25 protein-coding genes and 1 pseudogene are annotated in these 23581 nt (G+C 53.4%); 18 read left to right on the top strand and 8 right to left on the bottom strand.

The features are described 5' to 3' along the window. Positions 1–179 precede the first annotated feature (179 nt). The 7 genes from ispC to lpxA all read left to right on the top strand — a co-directional run bounded on the left by ispC (position 180) and on the right by lpxA (position 8662). Positions 180–1364: a 1-deoxy-D-xylulose-5-phosphate reductoisomerase gene (gene ispC / locus J7445_RS09785; protein WP_070655110.1), complete on the top strand. Its 1185-nt coding sequence runs from the start codon at positions 180–182 to the stop codon at positions 1362–1364. Positions 1365–1574: 210 nt separating this feature from the next. Then, on the top strand, positions 1575–2915 hold the full coding sequence (gene rseP, locus J7445_RS09780) for an RIP metalloprotease RseP (protein WP_070655108.1): 1341 nt from the start codon (positions 1575–1577) through the stop codon (positions 2913–2915). Positions 2916–2919: 4 nt separating this feature from the next. Beyond that, positions 2920–5319 (top strand): outer membrane protein assembly factor BamA, encoded by a 2400-nt coding sequence (gene bamA / locus J7445_RS09775; RefSeq protein ID WP_049228779.1) that lies wholly within the window; start codon positions 2920–2922, stop codon positions 5317–5319. A 162-nt stretch (positions 5320–5481) separates the two neighbouring features. Next, the gene (locus J7445_RS09770; protein WP_372338144.1) at positions 5482–5985 is read left to right on the top strand and encodes an OmpH/Skp family outer membrane protein; all 504 of its coding nucleotides are present in this window, start codon (positions 5482–5484) and stop codon (positions 5983–5985) included. Between the two features lie 196 nt (positions 5986–6181). Further along, positions 6182–7225, top strand: coding sequence for a UDP-3-O-(3-hydroxymyristoyl)glucosamine N-acyltransferase (lpxD, locus tag J7445_RS09765; protein ID WP_049228781.1), 1044 nt, complete (start codon positions 6182–6184; stop codon positions 7223–7225). Between the two features lie 125 nt (positions 7226–7350). Then, a complete protein-coding gene (gene fabZ / locus J7445_RS09760; RefSeq protein WP_003741990.1) occupies positions 7351–7800 on the top strand; it encodes a 3-hydroxyacyl-ACP dehydratase FabZ in 450 nt (149 codons plus the stop codon). Positions 7801–7885: 85 nt separating this feature from the next. Next, positions 7886–8662 carry an acyl-ACP--UDP-N-acetylglucosamine O-acyltransferase gene (gene lpxA, locus J7445_RS09755; RefSeq protein ID WP_070539455.1) on the top strand — a complete coding sequence of 259 codons (777 nt, stop codon included), beginning with the start codon at positions 7886–7888 and terminating at the stop codon, positions 8660–8662. Between the two features lie 160 nt (positions 8663–8822). Here lpxA and J7445_RS09750 read toward each other — a convergent pair whose 3' ends face one another. Continuing rightward, positions 8823–8963, bottom strand: coding sequence for a hypothetical protein (locus J7445_RS09750; protein ID WP_159069398.1), 141 nt, complete (start codon positions 8961–8963; stop codon positions 8823–8825). Between J7445_RS09750 and pdxA the strand changes: the two genes are divergently transcribed. Then, positions 8962–9972 (top strand): 4-hydroxythreonine-4-phosphate dehydrogenase PdxA, encoded by a 1011-nt coding sequence (gene pdxA / locus J7445_RS09745; protein WP_209283024.1) that lies wholly within the window; start codon positions 8962–8964, stop codon positions 9970–9972. The genes J7445_RS09750 and pdxA overlap by 2 nt on opposite strands. A gap of 74 nt (positions 9973–10046) precedes the next feature. Here the strand turns inward: pdxA and J7445_RS09740 are convergent, their stop codons facing one another. After that, entirely contained in the window at positions 10047–10358 is a 312-nt protein-coding gene (locus J7445_RS09740) for a hypothetical protein (protein ID WP_070654401.1), read from the bottom strand. Positions 10359–10569: 211 nt separating this feature from the next. On the opposite strand from J7445_RS09740, the gene J7445_RS09735 reads away from it, so the two are divergent. After that, a complete protein-coding gene (locus J7445_RS09735) occupies positions 10570–11340 on the top strand; it encodes a ParA family protein (protein WP_003741993.1) in 771 nt (256 codons plus the stop codon). A 10-nt stretch (positions 11341–11350) separates the two neighbouring features. Here J7445_RS09735 and J7445_RS12610 read toward each other — a convergent pair. From J7445_RS12610 to J7445_RS09710, 6 genes and pseudogenes are all read right to left on the bottom strand, one after another. After that, positions 11351–11461, bottom strand: a pseudogene (locus J7445_RS12610) (IS5/IS1182 family transposase); the annotation flags it as partial. Positions 11462–11550: 89 nt separating this feature from the next. Then, entirely contained in the window at positions 11551–12330 is a 780-nt protein-coding gene (gene map, locus J7445_RS09730) for a type I methionyl aminopeptidase (RefSeq protein ID WP_019270779.1), read from the bottom strand. A 109-nt stretch (positions 12331–12439) separates the two neighbouring features. Further along, the gene (locus J7445_RS09725; protein WP_049228787.1) at positions 12440–13051 is read right to left on the bottom strand and encodes a hypothetical protein; all 612 of its coding nucleotides are present in this window, start codon (positions 13049–13051) and stop codon (positions 12440–12442) included. A 69-nt stretch (positions 13052–13120) separates the two neighbouring features. Continuing rightward, the gene (locus J7445_RS09720) at positions 13121–13732 is read right to left on the bottom strand and encodes a BON domain-containing protein (protein ID WP_049228789.1); all 612 of its coding nucleotides are present in this window, start codon (positions 13730–13732) and stop codon (positions 13121–13123) included. A gap of 72 nt (positions 13733–13804) precedes the next feature. Then, entirely contained in the window at positions 13805–14398 is a 594-nt protein-coding gene (locus tag J7445_RS09715; RefSeq protein WP_019270777.1) for a phosphoheptose isomerase, read from the bottom strand. 4 nt (positions 14399–14402) lie between these two features. Continuing rightward, complete coding sequence (locus tag J7445_RS09710; protein WP_019270776.1) at positions 14403–14750, bottom strand: YraN family protein; 348 nt, start codon at positions 14748–14750, stop codon at positions 14403–14405. A gap of 55 nt (positions 14751–14805) precedes the next feature. On the opposite strand from J7445_RS09710, the gene rsmI reads away from it, so the two are divergent. From rsmI to J7445_RS09665, 9 genes are all read left to right on the top strand, one after another. Further along, entirely contained in the window at positions 14806–15693 is an 888-nt protein-coding gene (gene rsmI, locus J7445_RS09705; protein WP_019270775.1) for a 16S rRNA (cytidine(1402)-2'-O)-methyltransferase, read from the top strand. Between the two features lie 62 nt (positions 15694–15755). Continuing rightward, positions 15756–16127: a DUF488 domain-containing protein gene (locus tag J7445_RS09700; protein WP_070612951.1), complete on the top strand. Its 372-nt coding sequence runs from the start codon at positions 15756–15758 to the stop codon at positions 16125–16127. Positions 16128–16223: 96 nt separating this feature from the next. Next, the gene (locus tag J7445_RS09695; RefSeq protein ID WP_003758273.1) at positions 16224–17003 is read left to right on the top strand and encodes an exodeoxyribonuclease III; all 780 of its coding nucleotides are present in this window, start codon (positions 16224–16226) and stop codon (positions 17001–17003) included. After that, complete coding sequence (locus J7445_RS09690) at positions 16990–17334, top strand: hypothetical protein (protein WP_016686828.1); 345 nt, start codon at positions 16990–16992, stop codon at positions 17332–17334. Before J7445_RS09695 ends, J7445_RS09690 begins: the two co-directional genes overlap by 14 nt. A gap of 10 nt (positions 17335–17344) precedes the next feature. Next, positions 17345–17875: an alpha/beta hydrolase gene (locus J7445_RS09685; protein ID WP_070654402.1), complete on the top strand. Its 531-nt coding sequence runs from the start codon at positions 17345–17347 to the stop codon at positions 17873–17875. A 259-nt stretch (positions 17876–18134) separates the two neighbouring features. Further along, positions 18135–18944 carry a zinc transporter ZupT gene (gene zupT / locus J7445_RS09680; RefSeq protein ID WP_070612945.1) on the top strand — a complete coding sequence of 270 codons (810 nt, stop codon included), beginning with the start codon at positions 18135–18137 and terminating at the stop codon, positions 18942–18944. Positions 18945–19012: 68 nt separating this feature from the next. Further along, positions 19013–19507: a hypothetical protein gene (locus tag J7445_RS09675; protein ID WP_244969478.1), complete on the top strand. Its 495-nt coding sequence runs from the start codon at positions 19013–19015 to the stop codon at positions 19505–19507. A 402-nt stretch (positions 19508–19909) separates the two neighbouring features. Further along, a complete protein-coding gene (locus J7445_RS09670; protein WP_003744960.1) occupies positions 19910–20203 on the top strand; it encodes a helix-turn-helix domain-containing protein in 294 nt (97 codons plus the stop codon). Between the two features lie 136 nt (positions 20204–20339). Next, the gene (locus J7445_RS09665; RefSeq protein ID WP_070654404.1) at positions 20340–23168 is read left to right on the top strand and encodes a valine--tRNA ligase; all 2829 of its coding nucleotides are present in this window, start codon (positions 20340–20342) and stop codon (positions 23166–23168) included. Positions 23169–23581: the final 413 nt, after the last annotated feature.

Here is a 23581-nt window from a genome sequence, read left to right as displayed (position 1 = left end):
GCAGACAGTACAGATAGTACGACAAGGCGAGGCAACGCCGTACTGGTTTAAAGTTAATCCACTATAAAAGTCGTTGGAACACATCAAACACAATATCGAATAAGCGTTTTCAGACGACCTTTTCGACCTTAAGCCCCAAGGTCGTCTGAAATCCGAAAGCAGTATATAAAGAACACACCATGACACCACAAGTCCTGACCATATTAGGCAGTACCGGCAGCATAGGCGAAAGCACGCTGGATGTTGTCTCCCGCCACCCCGAAAAATTCCGCGTATTCGCGCTGGCGGGGCATAAGCAGGTTGAGAAACTGGCGGCTCAATGTCAAACGTTCCGCCCCGAATATGCCGTCGTTGCCGATGCCGAACACGCCGCCCGGCTTGAAGCCCTGTTGAAACGCGACGGCGCGGCGACGCAGGTTTTACACGGCGCGCAGGCATTGGTTGACGTTGCGTCTGCCGATGAAGTCAGCGGTGTCATGTGCGCCATTGTCGGAGCGGCGGGCCTGCCTTCTGCGCTGGCGGCGGCGCAAAAAGGCAAAACCATTTATCTGGCGAACAAAGAGACGCTGGTGGTTTCCGGCGCGTTGTTTATGGAAACCGCCCGCACAAACGGCGCGGCAGTGTTGCCCATCGACAGCGAACACAACGCCATTTTCCAAGTTTTGCCGCGCGATTACACAGGTCGTCTGAACGAACACGGCATCCGCTCGATTATCCTGACCGCTTCCGGCGGCCCGTTTCTGACGGCCGATTTAGGCACGTTCGACAGCATTACGCCCGCGCAAGCGGTCAAACACCCCAATTGGAGCATGGGGCGCAAAATCTCCGTCGATTCCGCCACCATGATGAACAAAGGTTTGGAGCTGATTGAAGCGCATTGGCTGTTCAACTGCCCGCCTGATAAACTCGAAGTCGTTATCCATCCGCAGTCCGTGATACACAGCATGGTACGCTACCGCGACGGCTCCGTGCTGGCGCAACTGGGCAATCCCGATATGCGTACGCCCATCGCTTATTGTTTGGGCTTGCCGGAACGCATCAATTCGGGTGTCGGCGACCTGGATTTCGACGCATTGTCTGCGTTGACCTTCCAAAAGCCCGACTTTGACCGCTTCCCTTGTCTGAAGCTCGCCTATGAAGCCATGAACGCGGGCGGAGCCGCGCCCTGCGTCTTGAACGCCGCCAACGAAGCCGCTGTCGCCGCCTTCTTAGACGGGCAGATTAAGTTTACCGACATTGCCAAAACCGTCGCCCACTGTCTCGCACAAGACTTTTCAGACGACCTCGGCAACATCGAAAACCTGCTGGCGCAAGACGCCGTTACCCGCAGACAGGCGCAGGAATTTATCGCCGCATTGGGATAAACCGTGCCGCAACGATAAAAAATGACAGGTCGTCTGAAAACCCGCCCATCCGTCATGTGTGGCGGACAAAACGGCAGACTGACTTTATAATCGGCAAAATAACGCCAATAATATTTTCTACACATTGCGAATGCTTTCAGACGACCCCTGCCTTGATACGTCGTCTGAAACATCGACAACGTCAACCCATACCCAAACTGAGAGATTCTTTTGCAAACCCTTCTAGCTTTTATTTTTGCTATCCTGATTTTGGTCAGCCTGCACGAGTTCGGACACTACATCGTCGCCAGATTGTGCGGCGTCAAGGTTGTGCGCTTTTCCGTCGGCTTCGGCAAACCGTTTTTCAGCAGAAAGCGCGGCGACACCGAATGGTGTTTGGCGCCCATCCCCTTGGGCGGCTATGTCAAAATGGTCGATACGCGCGAGGGTGAAGTGGCGCAGGCAGACCTGCCTTACGCCTTCGACAAACAGCATCCCGCCAAACGCATCGCCATCGTCGCCGCAGGCCCGCTGACCAATCTCGCGCTGGCGGTTCTGCTTTACGGTTTGAGTTTTTCCTTCGGCGTTACCGAAATCCGCCCTTATGTCGGCATGGTTGAGCAAAATACCATTGCCTCAAAAGCAGGTTTTCAGCCCGGAGACAAAATTATTTCGGTTAACGGCGTTAACGTCGGCGAGTGGGAAAAAGCCCAGCAAGAAATCGTGTTGAACATCGAGTCAGGCAAGGTAAATGTTGCCGTTCAGACGACCTCGGGACAAGAAACCATGCGGATTATCGATGCCGCAGGCACGCCCGAAGCAGGTAAAATTGCGAAAAACCAAGGCTATATCGGGTTGTCGCCTTTTAAAATCACCACCCGTGTCGGCGAAATGACAGAAAACAGCCCGGCTGAAAAAGCAGGTTTAAAAAAAGGCGACAAGCTGATCAGTGCCGACGGCAGGGACATCGAGTCTTGGCAACAATGGGTGGAAATTGTACGCCAAAGCCCGGGTAAGAAAATCGAATTGATTTATGAGCGCGACGGTCAAACCGTTCAGACGACCATCCGCCCCGACAGCATCCAACAACCCGACAGAACGCTGGTCGGCAGGGTAGGCTTCGGTCCTCAGGGCGACGAAGCGTGGGCAAAAGAAATCAAGCGCGAATATAAGCCGTCTGTCGCAGAAGCATTTGCGATGGGCTGGGACAAAACCGTCAACAACGCTTGGATGACGGTAAAATTCTTCGGAAAACTGATTACAGGCAATGCCTCCCTGAACCATATTTCAGGCCCGCTGACCATTGCCGACGTCGCCGGAAAAACGGCACAGCTGGGGTTTCAAAGCTATTTGGAATTTCTCGCATTGGTCAGCATTAGTTTAGGCGTGTTGAACTTGTTGCCCATCCCCGTGTTGGACGGCGGGCATTTGGTGTTCTACACTGCCGAATGGATACGCGGAAAGCCCTTGAGCGAGCGCATACAGGCAATCGGCCTGCGCCTCGGACTGGCTGCCATGCTGTTAATGATGGCACTGGCTTTCTTTAATGACATCAACCGTTTGTTTGGATAATTTTATGAAATTGAAACAGATTGCTTCTGCTTTGATGGTATTGGGCATGTCGCCTTTGGCATTTGCCGACTTCACCATTCAAGACATCCGCGTCGAAGGTTTGCAGCGCACCGAACCGAGTACGGTCTTCAACTACCTGCCCGTCAAAGTCGGCGACCAATTCAGCGACGCACGCAGCGAAGAAATCATCAAAACTCTGTATGCGACCGGTTTTTTTGACGATGTCCGCGTAGAGACCATGGGCAATCAGGTCTTGCTGACCGTTATCGAACGCCCGACCATCAGCACGCTGAACATCACCGGCGCGAAAATGCTGCAAAACGATGTGATCAAGAAAAACCTTGAATCCTTCGGTTTGGCTCAATCCCAATACTTCAATCCTGCCACGCTGAGCCAGTCTGTCGCCAGCCTGAAGGAAGAATACAAAAGCCGCGGCAAACAGTCGGTCCAAATCACGCCGACCGTAACCAAACTTGCGCGTAACCGCGTTTCTATCGACATCGCCATCGATGAGGGTAAAACCACAAAGATTACCGAAATCGAATTTGAAGGCAACAAAGTCTATTCCGACCGCAAGCTCATGAAGCAAATGTCTTTGAGCGAAGGCGGCATGTGGACTTGGCTGACTAAGAGCAACCAGTTTAACGAGCAAAAATTCTCGCAAGACATGGAGCGCATCAGCGAGTTCTACCAAAACAACGGCTACTTCAATTTCCGCATTCTGGATACCGACATCCAGACCAACGAAGACAAAACCAAGCAAACCATCAAAGTTACGGTTGACGAGGGCGAACGCTTCCGCTGGGGCGACGTGCGCATAGAAGGCGACACCCGCGAAGTGCCGAAAGAAGAGCTGCAAAAACTGCTGACCATGAAAAAGGGCAAATGGTACGAACGCGCCCAAATGGTCAAATCGCTCGAATCCATCCAAAACCGCATGGGTACGGCAGGCTACGCGTTCAGCGAAGTCAATGTCCAGCCTGTTCCCAATGCCGAGACCCAAACTGTCGATTTCGTCCTGAACGTCGAACCCGGCCGCAAAATCTATGTGAACGAAATCAACATCACCGGCAACAACAAAACCCGTGACGAAGTCGTGCGCCGCGAATTGCGTCAGATGGAATCCGCACCTTACGACACCTCCAAGCTGCAACGTTCCAAAGAGCGTGTCGAGTTGCTGGGTTACTTTGACAACGTACAATTCGATGCCGTGCCGGTTGCCAATACGCCCGACCAAGTCGATTTGAACATGAGCGTGAACGAGCGTTCTACCGGCTCTTTGGATATGAGCGCGGGCTGGGTTCAGGATACCGGCTTGGTCATGTCTGTGGGCGTTTCCCAAGACAACCTGTTCGGTACGGGTAAATCCGTTTCCCTGCGCGCTTCACGAAGCAAAACCACGCTGAACGGCTCGCTGTCGTTTACTGATCCGTATTTCACACCCGACGGCGTGAGCCTCGGTTACGATATTTACGGCAAGTCTTACGACCCGCGTAAAGCCTCTTCCAGTGCGAAACAATATAAAACCACCACCGCAGGTGGCGGCGTGCGCATGGGCATCCCCGTGACCGAATACGACCGCGTCAATTTAGGTCTGGCGGCGGAACACCTGACCGTGAATACCTACAAAGGCGCGCCTAAACGTTATGCCGACTTTATCAACCAATACGGTAAAGGCGCGGACGGAGTGGGCAGCTTCAAAGGTTGGCTGTACAAAGGTACGATCGGCTGGGGACGCAATAAAACCGACAGCGCATTGTGGCCGACCCGCGGTTACATGACCGGTATCAACGGCGAAATCGCCCTGCCGGGCAGCGACCTGCAATACTACACGCTGACCCACAACCAAACTTGGTTCTTCCCGCTAACTAAAGACTTTACCCTGATGCTCGGCGGCGAAGTCGGCGTCGGCAACGGCTACGGCAAAACCAAAACCATGCCGTTCTTTGAAAACTTCTACGGCGGCGGCTTAGGCTCCGTACGCGGTTACGAGAGCGGTACGCTGGGTCCGAAAGTCTATGACGAATACGGCGAGAAAATCAGCTACGGCGGCAACAAAAAAGCCAACGTTTCCGCCGAGTTGCTATTCCCGATGCCGGGCATCAAAGATTCCCGTTCCGTCCGTCTGAGCCTCTTTGCCGACGCAGGCAGCGTATGGGACGGTAAAACGTATAACGACAGCAGCAGCAATACCTACTACACCAATAATGCCGTTCAAAATCCATACGGCTTAGGCACGACCCACAAATCGACCTTCAAGGAAGAGTTGCGCTACTCCGCCGGTGCGGCAGTAACCTGGCTCTCGCCGCTGGGTCCGATGAAGTTCAGCTACGCCTACCCGCTGAAGAAAAAAGACAGCGACGAAATCCAACGCTTCCAGTTCCAATTGGGTACAACATTCTGACGTAGACAGGAAAAGGTCGTCTGAAAACTGAAATACCAATGGGTAAAACGTTTTCAGACGACCTGAAGGAAAAGGGGCAGGGCGTCCTGCCTCTTTTTAAAAAACAAACCGTCATCCCGCTGATGGGCGGGATACAAAATCAAGGAAATCCAGATGAACATCATTGCCAACGCCTTCCGCCTCGGCGGCGCGGCTTTATTGGGCTTCGGGTTGATGAACCAAGCTGTGGCGGCGGAAGCCGTGCAGAAAATCGGCTTTATCAATACCGAGCGCGTTTATCTTGAGTCCAAGCAGGCGCAACGCATTCAGACGACCTTGGAAAAAGAATTCCGCAGCCGTCAGGACGCTTTGCAGAAATTGCAGCAAGAAGGTGAAAAGCTCGAAAAATCCCTGACCGAAGGCAAATTGCAGGGCAAAGAGCGTGAAGCTGCGGCAAAACGCTGGGGCGAGCTGGTTCAGCAGTTCCGCAAGAAACAGGCGGAGCTGGCAGAAGACTACAACCTGCGCCGCAACGAAGAATTTGCCGCCCTCCAGCAAAACGCCAACCGCATCATCGTCGATCTTGCCAAACGCGAAGGTTACGATGTGATTTTGCAGGACGTGATTTACGTCAATGCGCGTTACGACATCACTGACAGCGTGATTAAAGCCTTGAATACACGTTAATCGGAAGGCTGAACGAGATACGACAAACCTGTTTTCAGACGACCTCTTTCAAGCGAAGGGTCGTCTGAAAATCCAATAAACGATATAATTACCTGTCTTATCACTCCTGCCGGCATACGTTTTAAGCAAACCGTTCTGTCCGACTGCTCCCGCCGTCCCTTTTCAGACGACCTCATCTCAAAGCTTACAAAACATCATGACTTCAAAAACCTACACCCTGTCCCAAATCACAGCGCAGCTTGGCGGCGAATGGCGCGGCAAGGACATTTCCGTCGCCGCCGTGCGCCCGCTCGCAGACGCGCAGGCAGAACACATCAGCTTCCTCGCCAATCCGAAATACAAAGCCGAAGTCCACGACAGCAGCGCGGGTGCGGTCATCGTTTCTGCCAAAGCAGTGGACGAATTTGAAGGGCGCAACCTGATTGTCGCCGACGATCCCTATCTCTATTTCGCCAAAGTCGCCCGTCTGTTTTCACCCATCGTCAAAGCGCGCGGCGGCATCCATCCGACCGCCGTCGTCGAAGAGAGCGCGACCGTTTCCGCCAGCTGCGAAATCGGTGCGAACGCCTACATCGGCGCGAACACCGTACTCGGCGAAGGCTGCCGCATCTTGGCAAACGCCGTTGTCCAACACGACTGCAAACTGGGCGACGAAGTCGTCCTGCATCCCAACGCCGTCGTTTATTACGGCTGCACACTGGGCAACCGCGTCGAAATCCACAGCGGCGCAGTCATCGGCGCGGACGGTTTCGGACTCGCCTTCGCCGGCGATTCATGGTTTAAAATCCCGCAAACCGGCGCGGTAACGCTGGGCGACGACGTAGAAATCGGCTCGAACACCAACATCGACCGCGGCGCGATGAGCGACACCACCGTCGGCAACGGCACCAAAATCGATAACCAAGTCCAAATCGGACACAACTGCAAAATCGGTTCGCACACCGTCATCGCCGCCAAAACCGGCATTTCCGGCAGCGTCACCATCGGCAGCTACTGCATCATCGGCGGCGGCGTCGGTACGGTCGGACACATCGAAATCGCCGACAAAACCACCATCGGCGGCGGCACGTCTGTCACCCACAGCATTACCGAAAGCGGCAAACACCTCGCCGGCATCTTCCCGATGTCCACCCATAAAGAATGGGCGCGCAACGCCGTTTACATCCACCGCTTGAGTGAAATGAACAAACGCCTCAAAACATTGGAAAACCGTCTGAGCGACAGCGAAAAAGACGAATAATCCCACAATCGGTTTGCATGGCGGATGCGCTTTAAATCCCAACAAGGCGGCAAAGCCTGCCGTTTTAAAGCCCGCCCGCGATGAAACCGCCCAGCCAACCCGAAATACCAAGGAATACGACGAACATGGACGTACAACTCCCCATCGAAGCCAAAGACATCCAAAAACTCATTCCCCACCGCTACCCGTTTTTGCAACTCGACCGCATCACCGCCTTCGAGTCCATGAAAACCCTGACCGCGATTAAAAACGTCACCATGAACGAGCCGCAGTTCCAAGGCCATTTCCCCGACCTGCCCGTCATGCCCGGCGTACTCATCATCGAAGCCATGGCGCAAGCCTGCGGCACACTCGCCATCCTCAGCGAAGGCGGCCGCAAAGAAAACGAATTCTTCTTCTTCGCCGGCATAGACGAAGCCCGCTTCAAACGCCAAGTCATCCCCGGCGACCAGCTTGTTTTCGAAGTCGAGCTGCTGACCAACAAACGCGGCATCGGCAAATTCAGCGCCGTCGCCAAAGTGGACGGGCAAGTCGCCGTCGAAGCCATCATCATGTGTGCCAAACGCGTGGTTTGAGTGTTCAGAAAAAGGTCGTCTGAAAGTTTCAGACGACCTGTTGCCGTCGCGCATCTTCGCGGCAACACGACAGGAAAGGAAAAACATGACCCTCATCCACCCGACCGCCGTCATTGACCCCAAAGCCGAACTCGACTCCAGCGTCAAAGTCGGCGCGTACACCGTCATCGGTCCCAACGTCCAAATCGGCGCGAACACCGAAATCGGCCCGCATACCGTCATCAACGGCCACACCACCATCGGCGAAAACAACCGCATTTTCCAATTTGCCAGCCTCGGCGAAATCCCGCAGGACAAAAAATACCGCGACGAGCCGACCAAGCTGATTATCGGCAACGGCAACACCATCCGCGAATTCACCACCTTCAACCTCGGCACGGTAACCGGCATCGGCGAAACCCGCGTCGGCGACGACAACTGGATTATGGCGTACTGCCACCTCGCGCACGACTGCGTCATCGGCAACCACACCATCTTCGCCAACAACGCCTCGCTCGCCGGACACGTTACCATCGGCGACTACGTCGTCTTGGGCGGCTACACGCTGGTGTTCCAGTTCTGCCAAATCGGTGACTACGCCATGACCGCCTTCGCCGCAGGCGTACACAAAGACGTACCGCCGTACTTCATGGCGGCAGGCTACCGCGCCGAACCCGCAGGCATCAACAGCGAAGGCATGCGCCGCAACGGCTTCACCGCCGAGCAAATCTCCGCTGTCAAAAATGTGTACAAAACCATCTACCACCGCGGCATCCCGTTTGAAGAAGCCAAGGCCGATATCCTCCGCCGCGCCGAAACGCAAGCAGAGCTGGCGGTGTTTAAAGACTTCTTCGCCCAATCCACGCGCGGGATTATCCGCTGAAAAAAATCTGCCTGAAGGTCGTCTGAAAAATGTGGTAGGGTTGACGTTTCAGGCAGCCTTCAATTTTGTTGGAACTGATGGGTCGGATTTTTGAATCCGGCCTTTTTGTAACGGATTGCAATAGGGTTGCCTCACTCGTTTTTTGATACGGACCCTGCCGTCATTCCCGCGCGTGGGTATGACGGGATGGCGGGGTCTTATTGGAATCCGCCCTACATTGCAAAGATGAAAACAAAGGTCGTCTGAAATCCCCATCAACCACTTTCAGACGACCTTTATCCAAATTAAGGAATCGCATCATGTCCCTTCCTGTATTGGCAGTTACCTCCGGCGAGCCTGCCGGTATCGGCCCTGATATTTGTTTGGATTTGGCGTTTGCCGAGTTGCCGTGCCGCCCCGTCGTTTTGGGCGACAAAGACCTATTGGCGCAGCGGGCGGAGATGTTGGGCAAAAAGGTTGTCTTGAGGGATTTTGTCCTTAGTGATGCCGATAAAGCCCCGTTGTGCCATGGGGAATTGGAAGTTTTGCATATTCCGCTTGACGCGCCTTGCGAAGCCGGCATGCTCAATCCCGCCAATGCGCGCTATGTCTTGCAACTGCTGGATACGGCATATCAAGGCATTACCGAAGGCATATTCGACGGCATGGTAACCGCGCCGCTGCACAAAGGCATCATTAACGATGCAGGTGCGGGGGGCGGATTCTTTAGCGGACATACCGAATACCTCGCCGAAAAAAGTCAGACGGAACAAGTCGTCATGATGTTGGTAGGCGGTGGGCTGCGCGTCGCTTTGGTTACGACCCATTTGCCGCTGCGCGCGGTTGCCGATGCCGTGACGCAGCCGCTCGTCGAGTCTGTCGTCCGTATCTTGAACGCCGATTTGCGAGACAAATTCGGCATTGCCCAACCGCATATCCTGGTTACCGGATTGAATCCGCACGCGGGCGAGGGCGGACATTTGGGACACGAAGAAGCCGACATCATCATCCCTGCGCTGGCCCGCCTCAAAAGCGAAGGCATACACGCCAGCGGCCCATATCCCGCAGACACGGTGTTTCAGCCGTTTTTGCTGAAAGATGCCGATGCCGTTTTGGCGATGTATCACGATCAAGGTCTGCCGACGTTGAAATATGCCGGTTTCGGACAAGGCGTCAACATTACGCTCGGACTGCCATTTATCCGTACCTCCGTTGACCACGGTACCGCGCTGGATTTGGCGGGAACAGGCAAAGCCGCCTCCGGCAGCCTGATTGAAGCTGTCCGCACCGCTTTGGAAATGGCGGCAGAAATCCGCAAAAAACAGCGTTAAACAAGACGGAATGCCGTTAAAAAGGTCGTCTGAAACCCGATTCCGTTTCAGACGACCTTTTTATTCAAATCCCGTTATTCGTATTTTTCACAACGGATGGCAGAATCTTCGCAGAACATCGCCGAATTTTCCGCATTGCAGGCATGGCGGACGGCGCGGCGCGCTTCCCATTCGTTTTTCCCCGAAGCCTCAAACAACTTTTGGAACGGCTTGACGCTGCACACATAAATACGGTTCGAGTTGCGCGAACCCGATAAGATAATGCGTTCCAAACTAGCGACGCGGGCTTCTAAAACCTCGATTCTTTCCTCCAATTCGGCAACCGAAGCCGCATTGGCCGCAGGCAAAACAACGGCAAGCAACAGGGCAAAGAAAGATTTTTTCATGGTATATCTCTACGGCAGTTACAAAAACGGTATATTGTATAGTAAGTTCACTTTTAATAGGCGCAGTATTCCCTTGTTTTGTCTTGATTTAAAGAAAATTCGCTATAAAACGTCTCTGCCCGTCGCTGCTTCCTTTTCAGACGACCTTATACCCATTTCAAGCAAAAAACGTTAAAATTCCGCCATTAATCCATCCGACAGCAGCAAAAACATGAGCGCACAAATCCTGGCCGTCGCCAACCAAAAAGGCGGCGTCGGCAAAACCACCACCACCGTCAACCTCGCGGCATCGCTCGCCTCCAAAGGCAAACGCGTCCTCGTCATCGACCTCGACCCGCAAGGCAACGCCACCACAGGCAGCGGCATAGACAAAGCCCGCCTCGAAGAAGGCGTGTACCAAGTCGTATTGGGCGATACCGACATCAAAACCGCCGTCGTCCGCAGCGGGGACGGCAGCTACGACGTACTCGGCGCAAACCGCGCGCTTGCCGGCGCCGAAATCGAGCTGGTGCAAGAAATCGCCCGCGAAATCCGCCTCAAAAACGCCCTGCAAACCGTCGAAAACGACTACGACTTCGTCCTCATCGACTGCCCCCCTTCACTGACCCTGCTCACGCTCAACGGACTCGTCGCCGCCAACGGCGTCATCGTGCCCATGTTGTGCGAATACTATGCCCTCGAAGGCATCTCCGACCTCATTGCCACCGTGCGCAAAATCCGTCAGGCGATCAACCCGCGCCTCGACATCACCGGCATCGTCCGCACCCTCTACGACAGCCGCAGCCGCCTCGTCGTCGAAGTCAGCGAACAGCTTTTCCAACATTTCGGCAACCTGATGTTCCAAACCGTCATCCCCCGCAACGTCCGCCTCGCCGAAGCCCCCAGCCACGGCATGCCTGCACTCGCCTACGACGCCAACGCCAAAGGCACCAAAGCCTACCTCGCCTTGGCGGAAGAACTGTTGGAGCGTACTAAAGGTTGATTGAGCTTGAAAGATATAGTGGATTAACTTTAAACCAGTACGGCGTTGCCTCGCCTTGCCGTACTATCTGTACTGTCTGCGGCTTCGTCGCCTTGTCCTGATTTAAATTTAATCCACTATAAAGTCTGAAAGATTGAAAGGTCGTCTGAAAACTTGATTTCCAAGTTTTCAGACGACCTTTTTGTATTGCAGGCGGGATGCTTTGACAGATTAGGGTTTGCCGGTAGCCGGGCTGACAGTCAGGATTTCGTAGCCGGTTTCTGTCACTAAAACTTCATGTTCCCATTGGGCGGAAAGGGAGCGGTCTTTGGTCACAACCGTCCAGCCGTCGTTTAGGATGCGCAGGTGGCGTTTGCCTTGGTTGATCATCGGCTCGATGGTGAAAATCATGCCGGGCTTCAGGACGACGCCTTGTCCTTTTCTGCCGTAGTGCAGGACTTGTGGGGCTTCGTGGAAACCGCGTCCGATGCCGTGGCCGCAAAATTCTTGTACGACGGAATAGCCTGCGTTTTCGGCAACTTGTTGGCAGGCGTAGCCGATGTCGCCCAAGGTTGCGCCTGGTTTGACGGCGGCGATGCCCGCCATCATGGATTCGTGGGTAATGTCAATCAGGCGTTGGGCGATGGGGGAAACTTTGCCGACGGTAAACATGCGGCTGGAGTCGCCGTGGAAGCCGTCTTTTTTGATGGTCAGGTCGATGTTGATGATGTCGCCTTCTTTGAGCGGCTTGTCGTCGGGGATGCCGTGGCAGATGACGTGGTTGACGGAGGTGCAGCAGGATTTGGGATAGGGCGGGTTGCCGTAGTGCAGTGGGGCGGGATAGCCGCCTTGGACGTTGACGTGGTAGTCGTAAACGAGTTTGTCGATTTCGTTGGTGGTCACGCCGGGTTTGACGAATTGTCCGATGTAGTCGAGGGCTTCGGCGACGAGTTTGCCCAGTTCGCGCATTTTCTCGATTTCTTCAGGGGTTTTGATGATGATTTCGTTCATGTTGTTTCCTTGATGGTTTCAGACGACCTTGTTGCGGCACAAAGGTCGTCTGAAAGGGAAGGGGATACAGATTACGGATAAGGCAACCTCAGGCCGGCGGGTTGTCCGGTTAAAACAGATTGTCCATGACATCTTTGGACTGAGGTTTGGGCTGAACCGGTTTAGGTTGAGCGGGTTTAGGCTGAGCCGGCTTGGGAGCGGGTTGAGGTGCGGGTTTGGATTCGCCCTTCGTTTCGTGTACTTCGGTTTTGGCAGGCTGGGCAGGGGCTTGGGCCTGTGGCTGCTCCGCAGGGGTACTTTGGGCAGGTTTGGCTTTGATTTCTGCTGTTTCTGTCTGCGCGGGCGGTGTTTGGTCGTGCTGGTCGTTGTTTTTATCTTTATTTTTAGCGTTAGGCTGTGCTTTGGCACGGCGGTTTTCGGATTGGTTTTGCGGCGGAATGACGGGGTTTTGAGAAGCGGTTTTTTCTTGTTCGCTTGTTTCGTCTTCAGAGCCTGCTATGATTTTTTTCGGTTCGACGGTGCCGTTGGGACGCCAAACTTCCACGCCTTCGTCTTTGGGCGCGGGTTGGGCGGATTGGGTGTTGCTTGTGTCGGGTTTGGTATTAAGCGTACCGATAACGCCGACAATCAGTGCGCCGACGGCGATGATGGAGATGACGAGAGCGGCGCGGATAAGGTGTTTGGGTTTGAGTTGGAAAGATTCGTTTTGTTTTTTGGACATAGATCGATGTGTGTAAAGGTGGATGGGGACGGGCGGGATGTTGTTCCCGCCCTCTGGATTAGGGCTGCGTTATTCGGGTTGGGTGTAGTTTTGATACAGGGTAACGACTTTTTGCACGCCCACGGTGGTGCTGACGCGTTGGGTCACTTTTTCCTGTTCTTCAGGTGTCAGGATACCCATTACATAGGTCACGTTGCCGTAGGTTACGATTTTGACGCGCGCCTGTGTGGTGGGTTTGAGACCTAAAAGAGTGGTGCGGACTTTGGATGTACCCCATGTGTCGTTGGTTACATCGCCGATGGTGCGTTCTTGGGAGGCAACGGTGATGTAGTTGTACACGCCTTCGGCGGCTTGTTCGGCGCGGGCGATTTGTTCGACGAATTGTTTTTCGCCTTCAGTGGCAACTTGTCCGAGCAGCAGCAGGTGGCGGTTGTAACCGACAACGTTGATTTTGGGAGTGTAACCGTGCGCTTGGTTGTTTTGGCGCAGGTAGGAGCGGGCAGTGGTTTCGACGCGCACTGCCATTACGTTGTCGTCGGTTTGCGCGCCTGTGGTACGGCGGTCGACGGCGGATTTGGTGCCGACTGCCGCGCCGCCGAGGAGTACGCCGATACAGCCGCTGAGTGTCAGGCTGAGGAGGAGGGCGGTCAGAACGGGTGCGGTATGACGTTTGATGTTCATATTTTTTCCTTGATGATGAGTTCGGCGGATATGTTTCAGACGACCTTTAAAAGAGGTCGTCTGAAAAAAGGCTTACATTCCTTCAAGCAACATGGAGTCGATGCAGTCGCACATGGCGTGTATCAGCAGGATATGGTTTTCCTGAATGCGGGCAGTGCGCGGGTAGGGGACGTTGAGCAGTACGTCGGTGTCTTTGAGCATGGCGGCGATTTTACCGCCGTCGCGACCGGTCATAGCGATGACGTGCATATCGCGTTCGTGTGCCGCTTTGATGGCTTCGATAACGTTGGCGGAGTTGCCGGAGGTAGAGATGCCGACCAAAACGTCGCCGGCGCGTCCGAGCGCGCGCACTTGCTTGCTGAACACATGGTCAAAACCGTAGTCGTTGCCGATGGCGGTCAGCGCGGAAGTGTCCGTCGTCAGCGCGACGGCGGCAAGTTCCATGCGCTCTTTTTCAAAGCGTCCGGTCATTTCGGCGGCGAAGTGCTGCGCGTCGGCAGCCGAACCGCCGTTACCGCAGGCTAAGATTTTGCCGTCGTTCATCAGGCATTGCAGCATCAGTTCCGCCGCTTGAGCGGTCGGCTCGACCAACACTTTTTCGGCTTCCTGCTTGGCAAGGATGCTTTCGGCGAAATGGGCGGCAACGCGCTCTTGTAAAGTCGTCATATCGTCAACCTGTAATATTCTTTATCCATTCGGGCGGGCGGTTTCCTTCTATGAGTACCGCATCGATACGGCACGCGGTATGCGTCATGCCGTTTTGTTGCAGATAATACTCCGCAGACCGTTGCAGTTTCAATAACTTAGACGGCGAAATACTGTATGCGGCACCGCCGAAACCCTGATTTTTGCGGTATTTTACTTCAACAAACAGAATCATGTTACCGTTTTTGACAATCAAATCGATTTCGCCGTAAGCGCAGTGCCAGTTGCGCGCGATGAGTTTGCAGCCTTGCGAAAGAAGAAACGCCAGCGCGGCATCTTCGCCCGCCACCCCTTGTTTGTGGTTCAGACGCATGGAGGTTTACCCCGTATAATATCGTTATATTGTTTTCAGACGACCTGATAAAGCCATGTTTCAAAAACACCTTCAAAAAGCCGCCGACAGTATTGAAAAACGGACATTATACGTTGTCGCCACGCCCATCGGCAATTTGGCGGACATCACCCTGCGCGCGCTCGCCGTCCTGCAAAAAGCCGATATTATCTGCGCCGAAGATACGCGCGTTACCGCACAGCTTCTAAGCGCATACGGCATACAGGGCAAGCTCGTCAGCGTGCGCGAGCATAACGAACAGCAGATGGCGGACAAAATCATCAACCATCTTTCAGACGACCTTACCGTCGCACAAGTTTCCGACGCAGGTACGCCTGCGGTTTGTGATCCCGGTGCGAAACTCGCCCGCCGCGTGCGTGAGGCTGGTTTTAAAGTTGTCCCCGTTGTCGGTGCGAGCGCGGTGATGGGCGCGTTGAGCGTCGCAGGCGTTACCGAACCTAATTTCTACTTCAACGGTTTCCTGCCGCCCAAATCCGGCGAACGGCAGAAGCTGCTTGCCAAATGGGCGCAGGCTGATTTTTCTGTTGTAATGTTCGAAACCCCGCACCGCATCGAAGCTACCCTTGTCGACATGGCAGCCCTCTTCCCCGAACGCGGTCTTACTCTCGCCCGAGAAATCACCAAAACCTTCGAAACCTTTCTTAGCGGTACGGTTACTGAAATTCAGACGACCCTGAAAAACGACGGCAATCAGGCGCGCGGCGAAATGGTGCTCATCCTCCATCCTGCTCTTCGTGAGAAACACGATACCTTGCCCGAAGCCGCGCAAAACGTTATGAAAGTCCTCACCGCCGAACTACCTACCAAACAGGCTGCCGAACTTGCCGCCAAAATTACCGGAGAAAGCAAAAAAGCCTTGTACGATTTGGCGTTGGGGTGGAAACGGGTTTCAGACGACGCTTGAGGGTGTAAGGTCGTCTGAAAAAACTAGGGCTTTATTTCACAATATAAGCAAGCAGAAAAACGATGTTTACCGTACAACGCATTTATCGTTACCTCCCCGCAGAAGGGCAAACTGCCGTCTTTATCGACCGCCTTTATCCGCGCGGGATTACGAAGGAAAAGTTCGCCTCCGCCCTCTGGCTCAAAGACATTACGCCCAGTGCCGCCCTGCGCCGTTGGTATCATGAAAACCCGGAGCAGAATTTCGACGGCTTCGTTACGCGCTATCACGAAGAATTGCAGGGTGAGGTGCAACAGCGCGCCGTAGCCCGCCTGCTTCAGTTGGAGAAGCAAAACGGCAGGGTATGGCTGCTGACCGCCGTCAAGAATCCGCAGCGTTCCCATGTTTCGGCGTTGGCCCAGTTTTTAGGTGCGGTATTCGAGTATCGGGAATAGGATGGATTTGTCCAAACCTGTTTTTTCAGACGACCTTTGCCGCTATCGGTTACAATCCGTTTTTTCCCCTAAACTAATATTCCAAAGCACACAATTATGCTGAAAATCATCTCCGCCAACGTCAATGGCATCCGCTCCGCCTACAAAAAAGGATTTTACGAATACATTGCCGCATCGGGCGCGGACATTGTCTGCGTGCAGGAACTCAAAGCGCAGGAAGCCGATTTGTCCGACGAAATGAAGAATCCGCACGGGATGCACGGCCATTGGCATTGCGCCGAAAAACGCGGTTACAGCGGCGTAGCGGTGTACAGCAAACGCGCGCCTGACAATGTGCAAATCGGTATGGGCATTGAAGAATTCGACAGGGAAGGGCGGTTTGTGCGCTGCGATTTCGGCAAGCTGTCGGTGATTTCGCTTTATCTGCCCAGCGGCACCAGCGCGCCGGAGCGGCAGGAATTGAAATACCGCTTTTTAGACGCCTTCTATCCCATGCTTGAAGCCATGAAGGCGGAGGGGCGCGACATTGTCGTTTGCGGAGACTGGAACATCGCCCACCAAAACATCGACCTGAAAAACTGGAAAGGCAACCAGAAAAACTCAGGCTTCCTGCCCGAAGAACGCGAATGGATAGGCAAAGTCATCCATACGCTCGGCTGGACGGATATGTGGCGCACGCTCTATCCTGACAATCCGGGCTACACTTGGTGGAGCAACCGCGGACAGGCGTATGCGAAAGATGTCGGGTGGCGCATCGACTATCAGATGGTTACGCCCGAACTCGCCGCCAAAGCGGTGTCCGCGCATGTTTATAAAGACGAGAAATTTTCCGACCATGCACCTTTGGTAGTGGAGTACGACTATGCTGCCCAATAAAGTTTTCGGCAAATACGATTGGAATGTGAACGGTAAAACCGGCATAGGCGCGGCATGGGTGGTCGCCGCGTTTGTACTGCCTATGCTGGTGTGGACGATATTCATGCTGGCGCGGATGTCCGGCTGGGTTGAAATGACCCGCGCAAATCCGCTTTGGGCGTTGGTGTGGCTGCTGTTTTCGCTGCCCTGTCTTCTGATTGCTGCCAAGTGTTTCGGCTGGAAAGGCTGGCGGTTGATTGCCAACATCCTGATCTGCCTCGCCACCTGTGCCGTTTTAAGCGTCCCTGCCGCGCTCTTGATTACCTTTACGCTCAACGATTTGCTCAAATAGGTCGTCTGAAATGCGAACTTTCGAACTCGAAGACCTGACGCTTTTCTTGATACGCGACGCGGACGAAGCGGAAATGTGGATAGACCGCTGGGCGGTCAGCTATCCCGTCGTCCAAACCACCGCCGCTTCCGCCAATCAAAGCATCGCCCAATGGCAGGCAAATATTCAAACGGCGTTTGAAGGCATCAGCGGCGAACACATCGCCGTCGTCGCCCACGGCGCAGGCGTGTCCGCTTTTTTGGCGTGGCTCTACCAAACCGACATCCTGACGCAGAAAAAAATTGTCAACATCATCCTCGTCTCGCCGCGCCCCGAAGCCTTCCCCGACGATGAAATACATACCTTCCGGCGAGTTCGTTGCCCCTGCCGCACCGCACTTGTAATCGCCGAACAAAACGGCACGCCGCGCAACTGGGCGGAAGAACGGGCCAACCTGTGGAACGCCCGCCTCCTCCTGTCGCCACATTCCGGCACACTCAACGGTGCACTCGGCGGCTGGCAATGGGGCATGAAGCTGATGCAGGAAATGCTCTTGAGTTGAACAAAACGCTTGCAGGGATAAAGCAGAAAAGGTCGTCTGAAACTTGAAATCAGGTTTCAGACGACCTTTTTGTTACGTTAAAGTGAAATGAAAAGCCTGTGCTGACATGCCTGTACAGCCGCCTTCGTGTAAGAGAGTAAGGAATGACAGTCTCAATAATTTTCCAGCGTAATCTTTATTTATGAAAATAATAACTATTCTCTTTTGTAGGAATGTGTGTTAGCCTGATGGCATTGAATTCATTGAAGAACCGATTTTCATGCTTGATATTGCTTTGCCCAACCTCATCACTGCCTTCGGCATCACCCTCGCCGCCGGATTGTTCACCGTATTGGGCAGCGGGTTGGTGATGTTTTCCAAAACACCCAACCCGCGCGTATTGTCGTTCGGGTTGGCGTTTGCGGGCGGGGCGATGGTGTATGTGTCGCTGACAGAGATTTTCAACAAATCCAACGAAGCCTTTGTGGAGGTTTACGACAAAGACAAAGCCTTTGCCGCCGCGACGCTGGCTTTTTTGGCGGGCATGGGGGCGATTGCACTGATTGACCGCATCGTGCCGAACCCGCACGAAACGCTCGACCCGCACGATCCCGCCTTTCAGGAAAACAAACGCCGCCACATCGCCCGCGTCGGCATGATGGCGGCGTTTGCCATTACCGCACACAACTTTCCTGAAGGTTTGGCAACGTTTTTCGCCACGCTGGAAAATCCCGCCGTCGGAATGCCGCTGGCGCTCGCGATTGCGATACACAATATTCCCGAAGGTATTTCCATTGCCGCGCCCGTCTATTTCGCCACCCGCAACCGCAAAAAAACCGTCCTCGCCTGCCTCGCTTCAGGACTTGCGGAACCTTTGGGCGCGGTTTTGGGCTACACCATGCTCAAGCCGTTTTTATCACCTTTCGTGTTCGGCGCAGTGTTCGGTGTGATTGCGGGTGTGATGGTGTTTCTCGCGTTGGACGAATTGCTGCCCGCTGCCAAGCGTTATTCCGACGGACACGAAACCGTTTACGGCTTGACGTCCGGCATGGCAGTGATTGCCTTGAGTTTGGTGTTGTTTCATTTTTGATTCCGCTTCAGGCTGATGCTTTGAAGCGATTGTTCTATAATTGCCGTTGTTTTCGATTTTGGAACGGCATGATGTATCTCGAACAGGAAAAACCTTATCGGCCTTTGTTGACGGCATTGATTTTTGCCGCATTGCCGCTGGCGTTATTGATTCATGATGTGTTCGTCATGATAGCGGGCGGCGGCGGATTGCTGTTTAGCCGGCAGGATGGCAGATGGTCCGTGGCGAAAGGATGGAACGATTCGGCGGTATGGCTGGTTGCAGGCATGTTTTTCTTTTTCAACCTCCTGATTGCTGCCGTTTTGGTCAAAGCGGCTTTGAAAAAAATGTTGCGCAGGTATACCCGCCATGCGCTGTTTCTCGCCGGCATGGCAGCTTGTGCGGCTGCCGCCGTTTGCTTGATGTTGGAGGCAGTTTTAGGCAGTACCGCATTGGGAGGGATGCGTAACGGCGGGATATTGTGTTACACGGTGGGCGTGTGGATGATTGCAATGATGACCTTGCCGAAACAGCTGACACGCGCCATCGTCCAGCCGATTACCTTTTATCCGAGAAAACGCTAGGCAGCGTTTTGGGACCGAATAGCTAAAAATACGCATTGGAATATGGTTCTATTGCGTATTTTTTGTGCAAAATATTATGATAAATTGATAATTACGGGTGCAATATTCCTGTTTGGATTGTTTATTTTTGTAAAATATTACTAATGCTTAAAATATATATTTCTGATTTATAAAGAAAATGTGTTGAAATTATTTGACTTGGAAATATTTTTGCAAATTATCAAGAATCTGACAAAACTTCTTTCGAATATACTGTCTAAACATTCAGTATAGATAGTTTTCTATCGCGCAGCCGATTGTCATTCGTGTAACGATTGGTCTGTGTTGAAAGCTTCCGCATCCCGATGCTGAGAAGCAGATTCTTGCTTATCAACAAACAATACAGAAGAAAAAGGAATTTTCATGAAGTCGTTTGAGAAAATTGACAACATCCGCGATATCCGCAAAAAACTCGGTTTGAACCAAATGGACTTTTGGAGCCGTATCGGCGTAACCCAATCCGGTGGTTCACGTTACGAATCCGGCCGCAATATGCCCAAACCTGTACGCGAGCTGCTGCGCTTGGTGCACATCGAACGCGTTGACTTGGCAAAAGTAAACCGCGACGATTTGGCGATTGCCTCCCTGCTGAAAAACCGCGACCCTGAGTTGTACGCTTCCCTGAAAAAAGAAGCCAAATCCGACAAAGGCAAATAAGCCCGTTTCGATTTGTTTCAAAAAGGTCGTCTGAAACGATATTCCGTTTCAGACGACCTTTTTGCGCTATAATCCGCAATTATTTTTTTAAACAGACGTTTGCCCGCAAACCCTTTTACAGACAGCATTTTTTACCATGTTAGACAAATATAATCCCGCCGAAATCGAATCCAAACACTATCAAAACTGGGAAACCCAAGGTTATTTCCAGCCCGATATGGATTTGACCAAACCGTCTTTTTCCATCCAGCTGCCGCCACCCAACGTAACCGGCACGCTGCACATGGGTCATGCCTTCAACCAAACCATTATGGACGGTTTGACCCGCTACTACCGCATGAAAGGCTGCAACACCGCCTGGATTCCGGGCACCGACCACGCGGGCATCGCCACGCAAATCGTGGTTGAGCGCCAGCTTGCCGCGCAAAACGTGTCCCGTCATGACTTGGGTCGTGAAAAATTCTTGGAAAAAGTGTGGGAATGGAAAGAAGTTTCCGGCGGCACGATTACCCAACAAATGCGCCGCGTGGGCTGCTCTGCCGACTGGACGCGCGAGTATTTCACGATGGACGACGTGCGCGCCGAAACCGTGACCGAAGTGTTCGTACGCCTGTATGAACAGGGCTTGATTTATCGCGGCAAACGCTTGGTAAACTGGGATCCGGTTTTGGGTACGGCGGTATCGGATTTGGAAGTGGAAAGCGTGGAAGAACAAGGCTCTATGTGGCACATCCGCTATCCGCTGGCGGACAATCCCGCCGAAGCCGTTATCGTGGCGACCACCCGTCCCGAAACGCTGCTGGGCGACGTTGCCGTTGCCGTCAATCCTGAAGACGAACGTTATACCCATTTGATTGGCAAGGAATTAATTCTGCCGCTGACCGGCCGCACCATCCCCGTGATTGCCGACGAATACGTCGAAAAAGACTTCGGTACCGGCTGCGTAAAAATCACGCCTGCGCACGACTTCAACGACTACGAAGTCGGCAAACGCCACGACACGCGCCTGATTAACGTGTTCGATTTGGAAGCCAAAGTGCTGGCAAACGCCGAAGTGTTCAACTTCAAAGGCGAAGCGCAACAAGGCTTTGCCCTGCCTGAAAAATATGCAGGCTTGGACCGATTTGCCGCGCGTAAACAAATGGTCGCCGATTTGCAGGAACAAGGCTTGCTGGTCGAAATCAAAGCGCACACGCTGATGACGCCGAAAGGCGACCGCACCGGCTCAGTAATTGAACCGATGCTGACCAGCCAATGGTTTGTCGCCATGTCCGCCACCCCAAACGGCGGCGAACCTGACAGCGAATTCAAAGGTTTAAGCCTCGCCGATAAAGCTAAAAAAGCCGTCGACAGCGGCGCGGTACGCTTCATCCCTGAAAACTGGGTCAACACCTACAACCAATGGATGAACAACATCCAAGACTGGTGTATCTCGCGCCAACTGTGGTGGGGGCATCAAATCCCCGCGTGGTACGACGAAGCAGGCAATGTTTACGTTGCCCGCAATCAGGAAGAAGCCGAAAAACAAGCCGGCAAAACAGGCTTGACCCGCGAAGAAGACGTATTGGACACATGGTTCTCCTCCGCGCTCGTGCCGTTCTCCACGCTCGGCTGGCCGTCTGAAACCGACGAACTCAAAGCCTTCCTGCCGTCCAACGTTTTGGTCACCGGCTACGAAATCATCTTCTTCTGGGTGGCGCGCATGATTATGATGACCACCCACTTCACCGGCAAAGTACCGTTTAAAGACGTGTACATCCACGGCATCGTGCGCGACCACGAAGGCAAAAAAATGTCCAAATCCGAAGGCAACGTCATCGACCCCGTCGATTTGATTGACGGCATCGACTTGGACAAGCTGCTGGTGAAACGCACGACCGGCCTGCGCAAACCCGAAACCGCGCCGAAAGTGGAAGAAGCCACGAAAAAACTCTTCCCGGAAGGCATCCCCAGCATGGGCGCGGACGCCTTGCGCTTCACCATGGCGAGCTACGCCAGCCTCGGCCGCAGCGTGAACTTCGACTTCAAACGCGCCGAAGGCTACCGCAACTTCTGCAACAAAATCTGGAACGCCACCAATTTTGTGCTGATGAACACCGAAAACCAAGACTGCGGCCAAGACGAAACCCAGCCGCTGGCATACACCTTCGCCGACCAATGGATTATCGGCCGCCTGCAACAAACCGAAGCCGCCGCTGCCGAAGCATTTGAAACCTACCGCTTCGACTTGGCCGCGCAAACGCTGTACGAATTCGTGTGGAACGACTATTGCGACTGGTATATCGAATTGGCCAAAGTGCAAATCCAAACCGGCTGCCCCACCACCCAGCGCACCACGCGCCGCACCTTGGTTCGCGTGCTGGAAGCCGCATTGCGCCTGCTGCACCCGATTATCCCGTTCATCACCGAAGAACTGTGGCAGGCCGTCGCCCCGCTGGCCAACGCCAAAACCGCCGACAGCATTATGCTGGCCGCCTATCCCAAAGCCGACCCGGAAAAAATCGTGCAGGCTGCTTTTGACCAAATGGCGCAACTGCAAGACCTGATTGGCGCCGTGCGCAACCTGCGTGGCGAAATGGGCATTGCCCCGAACGTGAAAGCGCCGCTGTTTGTGGAAGGCAGTGTGCCTGAAGCGCTGCTGAAATACCTGCCCGCCCTCACGCGCCTGACCGAAGCCAAAACAGTGGACAGGCTGCCCGAAAGCGAAGACGCGCCCGTCGCCGTCTGCAACGGCGCGCGCCTGATGCTGAAAATCGAAATCGACAAAGCCGCCGAAACCGCCCGTTTGAGCAAAGAAGCCGAGAAGCTGCAAAAAGCCTTGGATAAACTCAACGCCAAACTCTCCAAACCCGGCTACACCGAAAAAGCCCCCGCGCATCTGGTGGAAAAAGACAAAGCCGATTTGGCGGAGTTGGAAGACAAAATGGCGAAAGTGCAAAATCAGTTAGCGAAGTTGAAAGACTGATTGTTGGGTGAATAAGAAAAGACCGTTTGAAACTTAAATTTCAGACGGTCTTAATCAATGGGACAATAGAACTATGCCTGATATTACTATAACTGAAATTGCACCTGTATTACTCGTTGTTGCCATTGTGGTATTTCATATTCATACATGCTTTGCTGAAGCTACCCATCTTAACAGATGGCAACCATGGCTGATTATCTTCCTGATGGTTATTTTCGGCACTTTACCCATCTACTTTGTTAGTCGTACTGCATTGTTTAAATTATGTATTCAACTGCTGTTAATCGCGCTGTTTTTTATTATTTGATTGCGCTTTTTCGTAATTGTAGATGGTTCAAGGCTCAACGAAACTTTTTTATTTCAAAATGTTGTTGAGTTTGTCAGTTCAGTTTACTTCTTTTGTTTTTGATGCT

The sequence above is a fragment of the Neisseria sicca genome (assembly GCF_017753665.1).
In the GTDB taxonomy this organism is placed as follows: domain Bacteria; phylum Pseudomonadota; class Gammaproteobacteria; order Burkholderiales; family Neisseriaceae; genus Neisseria; species Neisseria flava.
This window is presented reverse-complemented; position numbering and strand designations above follow the sequence as displayed.

Excerpts from the sequence above, each read along its gene's own strand:
- J7445_RS09690 (WP_016686828.1), top strand. The coding sequence starts at position 16,990 with ATGCTGCCCAATAAAGTTTTCGGCAAATACGATTGGAATGTGAACGGT.
- bamA (WP_049228779.1), top strand. The coding sequence starts at position 2,920 with ATGAAATTGAAACAGATTGCTTCTGCTTTGATGGTATTGGGCATGTCG.
- map (WP_019270779.1), bottom strand. The coding sequence starts at position 12,330 with ATGAACGAAATCATCATCAAAACCCCTGAAGAAATCGAGAAAATGCGC.
- J7445_RS09695 (WP_003758273.1), top strand. The coding sequence starts at position 16,224 with ATGCTGAAAATCATCTCCGCCAACGTCAATGGCATCCGCTCCGCCTAC.
- J7445_RS09700 (WP_070612951.1), top strand. The coding sequence starts at position 15,756 with ATGTTTACCGTACAACGCATTTATCGTTACCTCCCCGCAGAAGGGCAA.
- lpxD (WP_049228781.1), top strand. The coding sequence starts at position 6,182 with ATGACTTCAAAAACCTACACCCTGTCCCAAATCACAGCGCAGCTTGGC.
- J7445_RS09725 (WP_049228787.1), bottom strand. The coding sequence starts at position 13,051 with ATGTCCAAAAAACAAAACGAATCTTTCCAACTCAAACCCAAACACCTT.
- rsmI (WP_019270775.1), top strand. The coding sequence starts at position 14,806 with ATGTTTCAAAAACACCTTCAAAAAGCCGCCGACAGTATTGAAAAACGG.
- pdxA (WP_209283024.1), top strand. The coding sequence starts at position 8,962 with ATGTCCCTTCCTGTATTGGCAGTTACCTCCGGCGAGCCTGCCGGTATC.
- J7445_RS09720 (WP_049228789.1), bottom strand. The coding sequence starts at position 13,732 with ATGAACATCAAACGTCATACCGCACCCGTTCTGACCGCCCTCCTCCTC.
- fabZ (WP_003741990.1), top strand. The coding sequence starts at position 7,351 with ATGGACGTACAACTCCCCATCGAAGCCAAAGACATCCAAAAACTCATT.
- J7445_RS09710 (WP_019270776.1), bottom strand. The coding sequence starts at position 14,750 with ATGCGTCTGAACCACAAACAAGGGGTGGCGGGCGAAGATGCCGCGCTG.
- J7445_RS09675 (WP_244969478.1), top strand. The coding sequence starts at position 19,013 with ATGATGTATCTCGAACAGGAAAAACCTTATCGGCCTTTGTTGACGGCA.
- J7445_RS09670 (WP_003744960.1), top strand. The coding sequence starts at position 19,910 with ATGAAGTCGTTTGAGAAAATTGACAACATCCGCGATATCCGCAAAAAA.
- lpxA (WP_070539455.1), top strand. The coding sequence starts at position 7,886 with ATGACCCTCATCCACCCGACCGCCGTCATTGACCCCAAAGCCGAACTC.
- J7445_RS09735 (WP_003741993.1), top strand. The coding sequence starts at position 10,570 with ATGAGCGCACAAATCCTGGCCGTCGCCAACCAAAAAGGCGGCGTCGGC.
- J7445_RS09715 (WP_019270777.1), bottom strand. The coding sequence starts at position 14,398 with ATGACGACTTTACAAGAGCGCGTTGCCGCCCATTTCGCCGAAAGCATC.
- zupT (WP_070612945.1), top strand. The coding sequence starts at position 18,135 with ATGCTTGATATTGCTTTGCCCAACCTCATCACTGCCTTCGGCATCACC.
- J7445_RS09750 (WP_159069398.1), bottom strand. The coding sequence starts at position 8,963 with ATGATGCGATTCCTTAATTTGGATAAAGGTCGTCTGAAAGTGGTTGAT.
- J7445_RS09665 (WP_070654404.1), top strand. The coding sequence starts at position 20,340 with ATGTTAGACAAATATAATCCCGCCGAAATCGAATCCAAACACTATCAA.
- J7445_RS09685 (WP_070654402.1), top strand. The coding sequence starts at position 17,345 with ATGCGAACTTTCGAACTCGAAGACCTGACGCTTTTCTTGATACGCGAC.
- J7445_RS09740 (WP_070654401.1), bottom strand. The coding sequence starts at position 10,358 with ATGAAAAAATCTTTCTTTGCCCTGTTGCTTGCCGTTGTTTTGCCTGCG.
- ispC (WP_070655110.1), top strand. The coding sequence starts at position 180 with ATGACACCACAAGTCCTGACCATATTAGGCAGTACCGGCAGCATAGGC.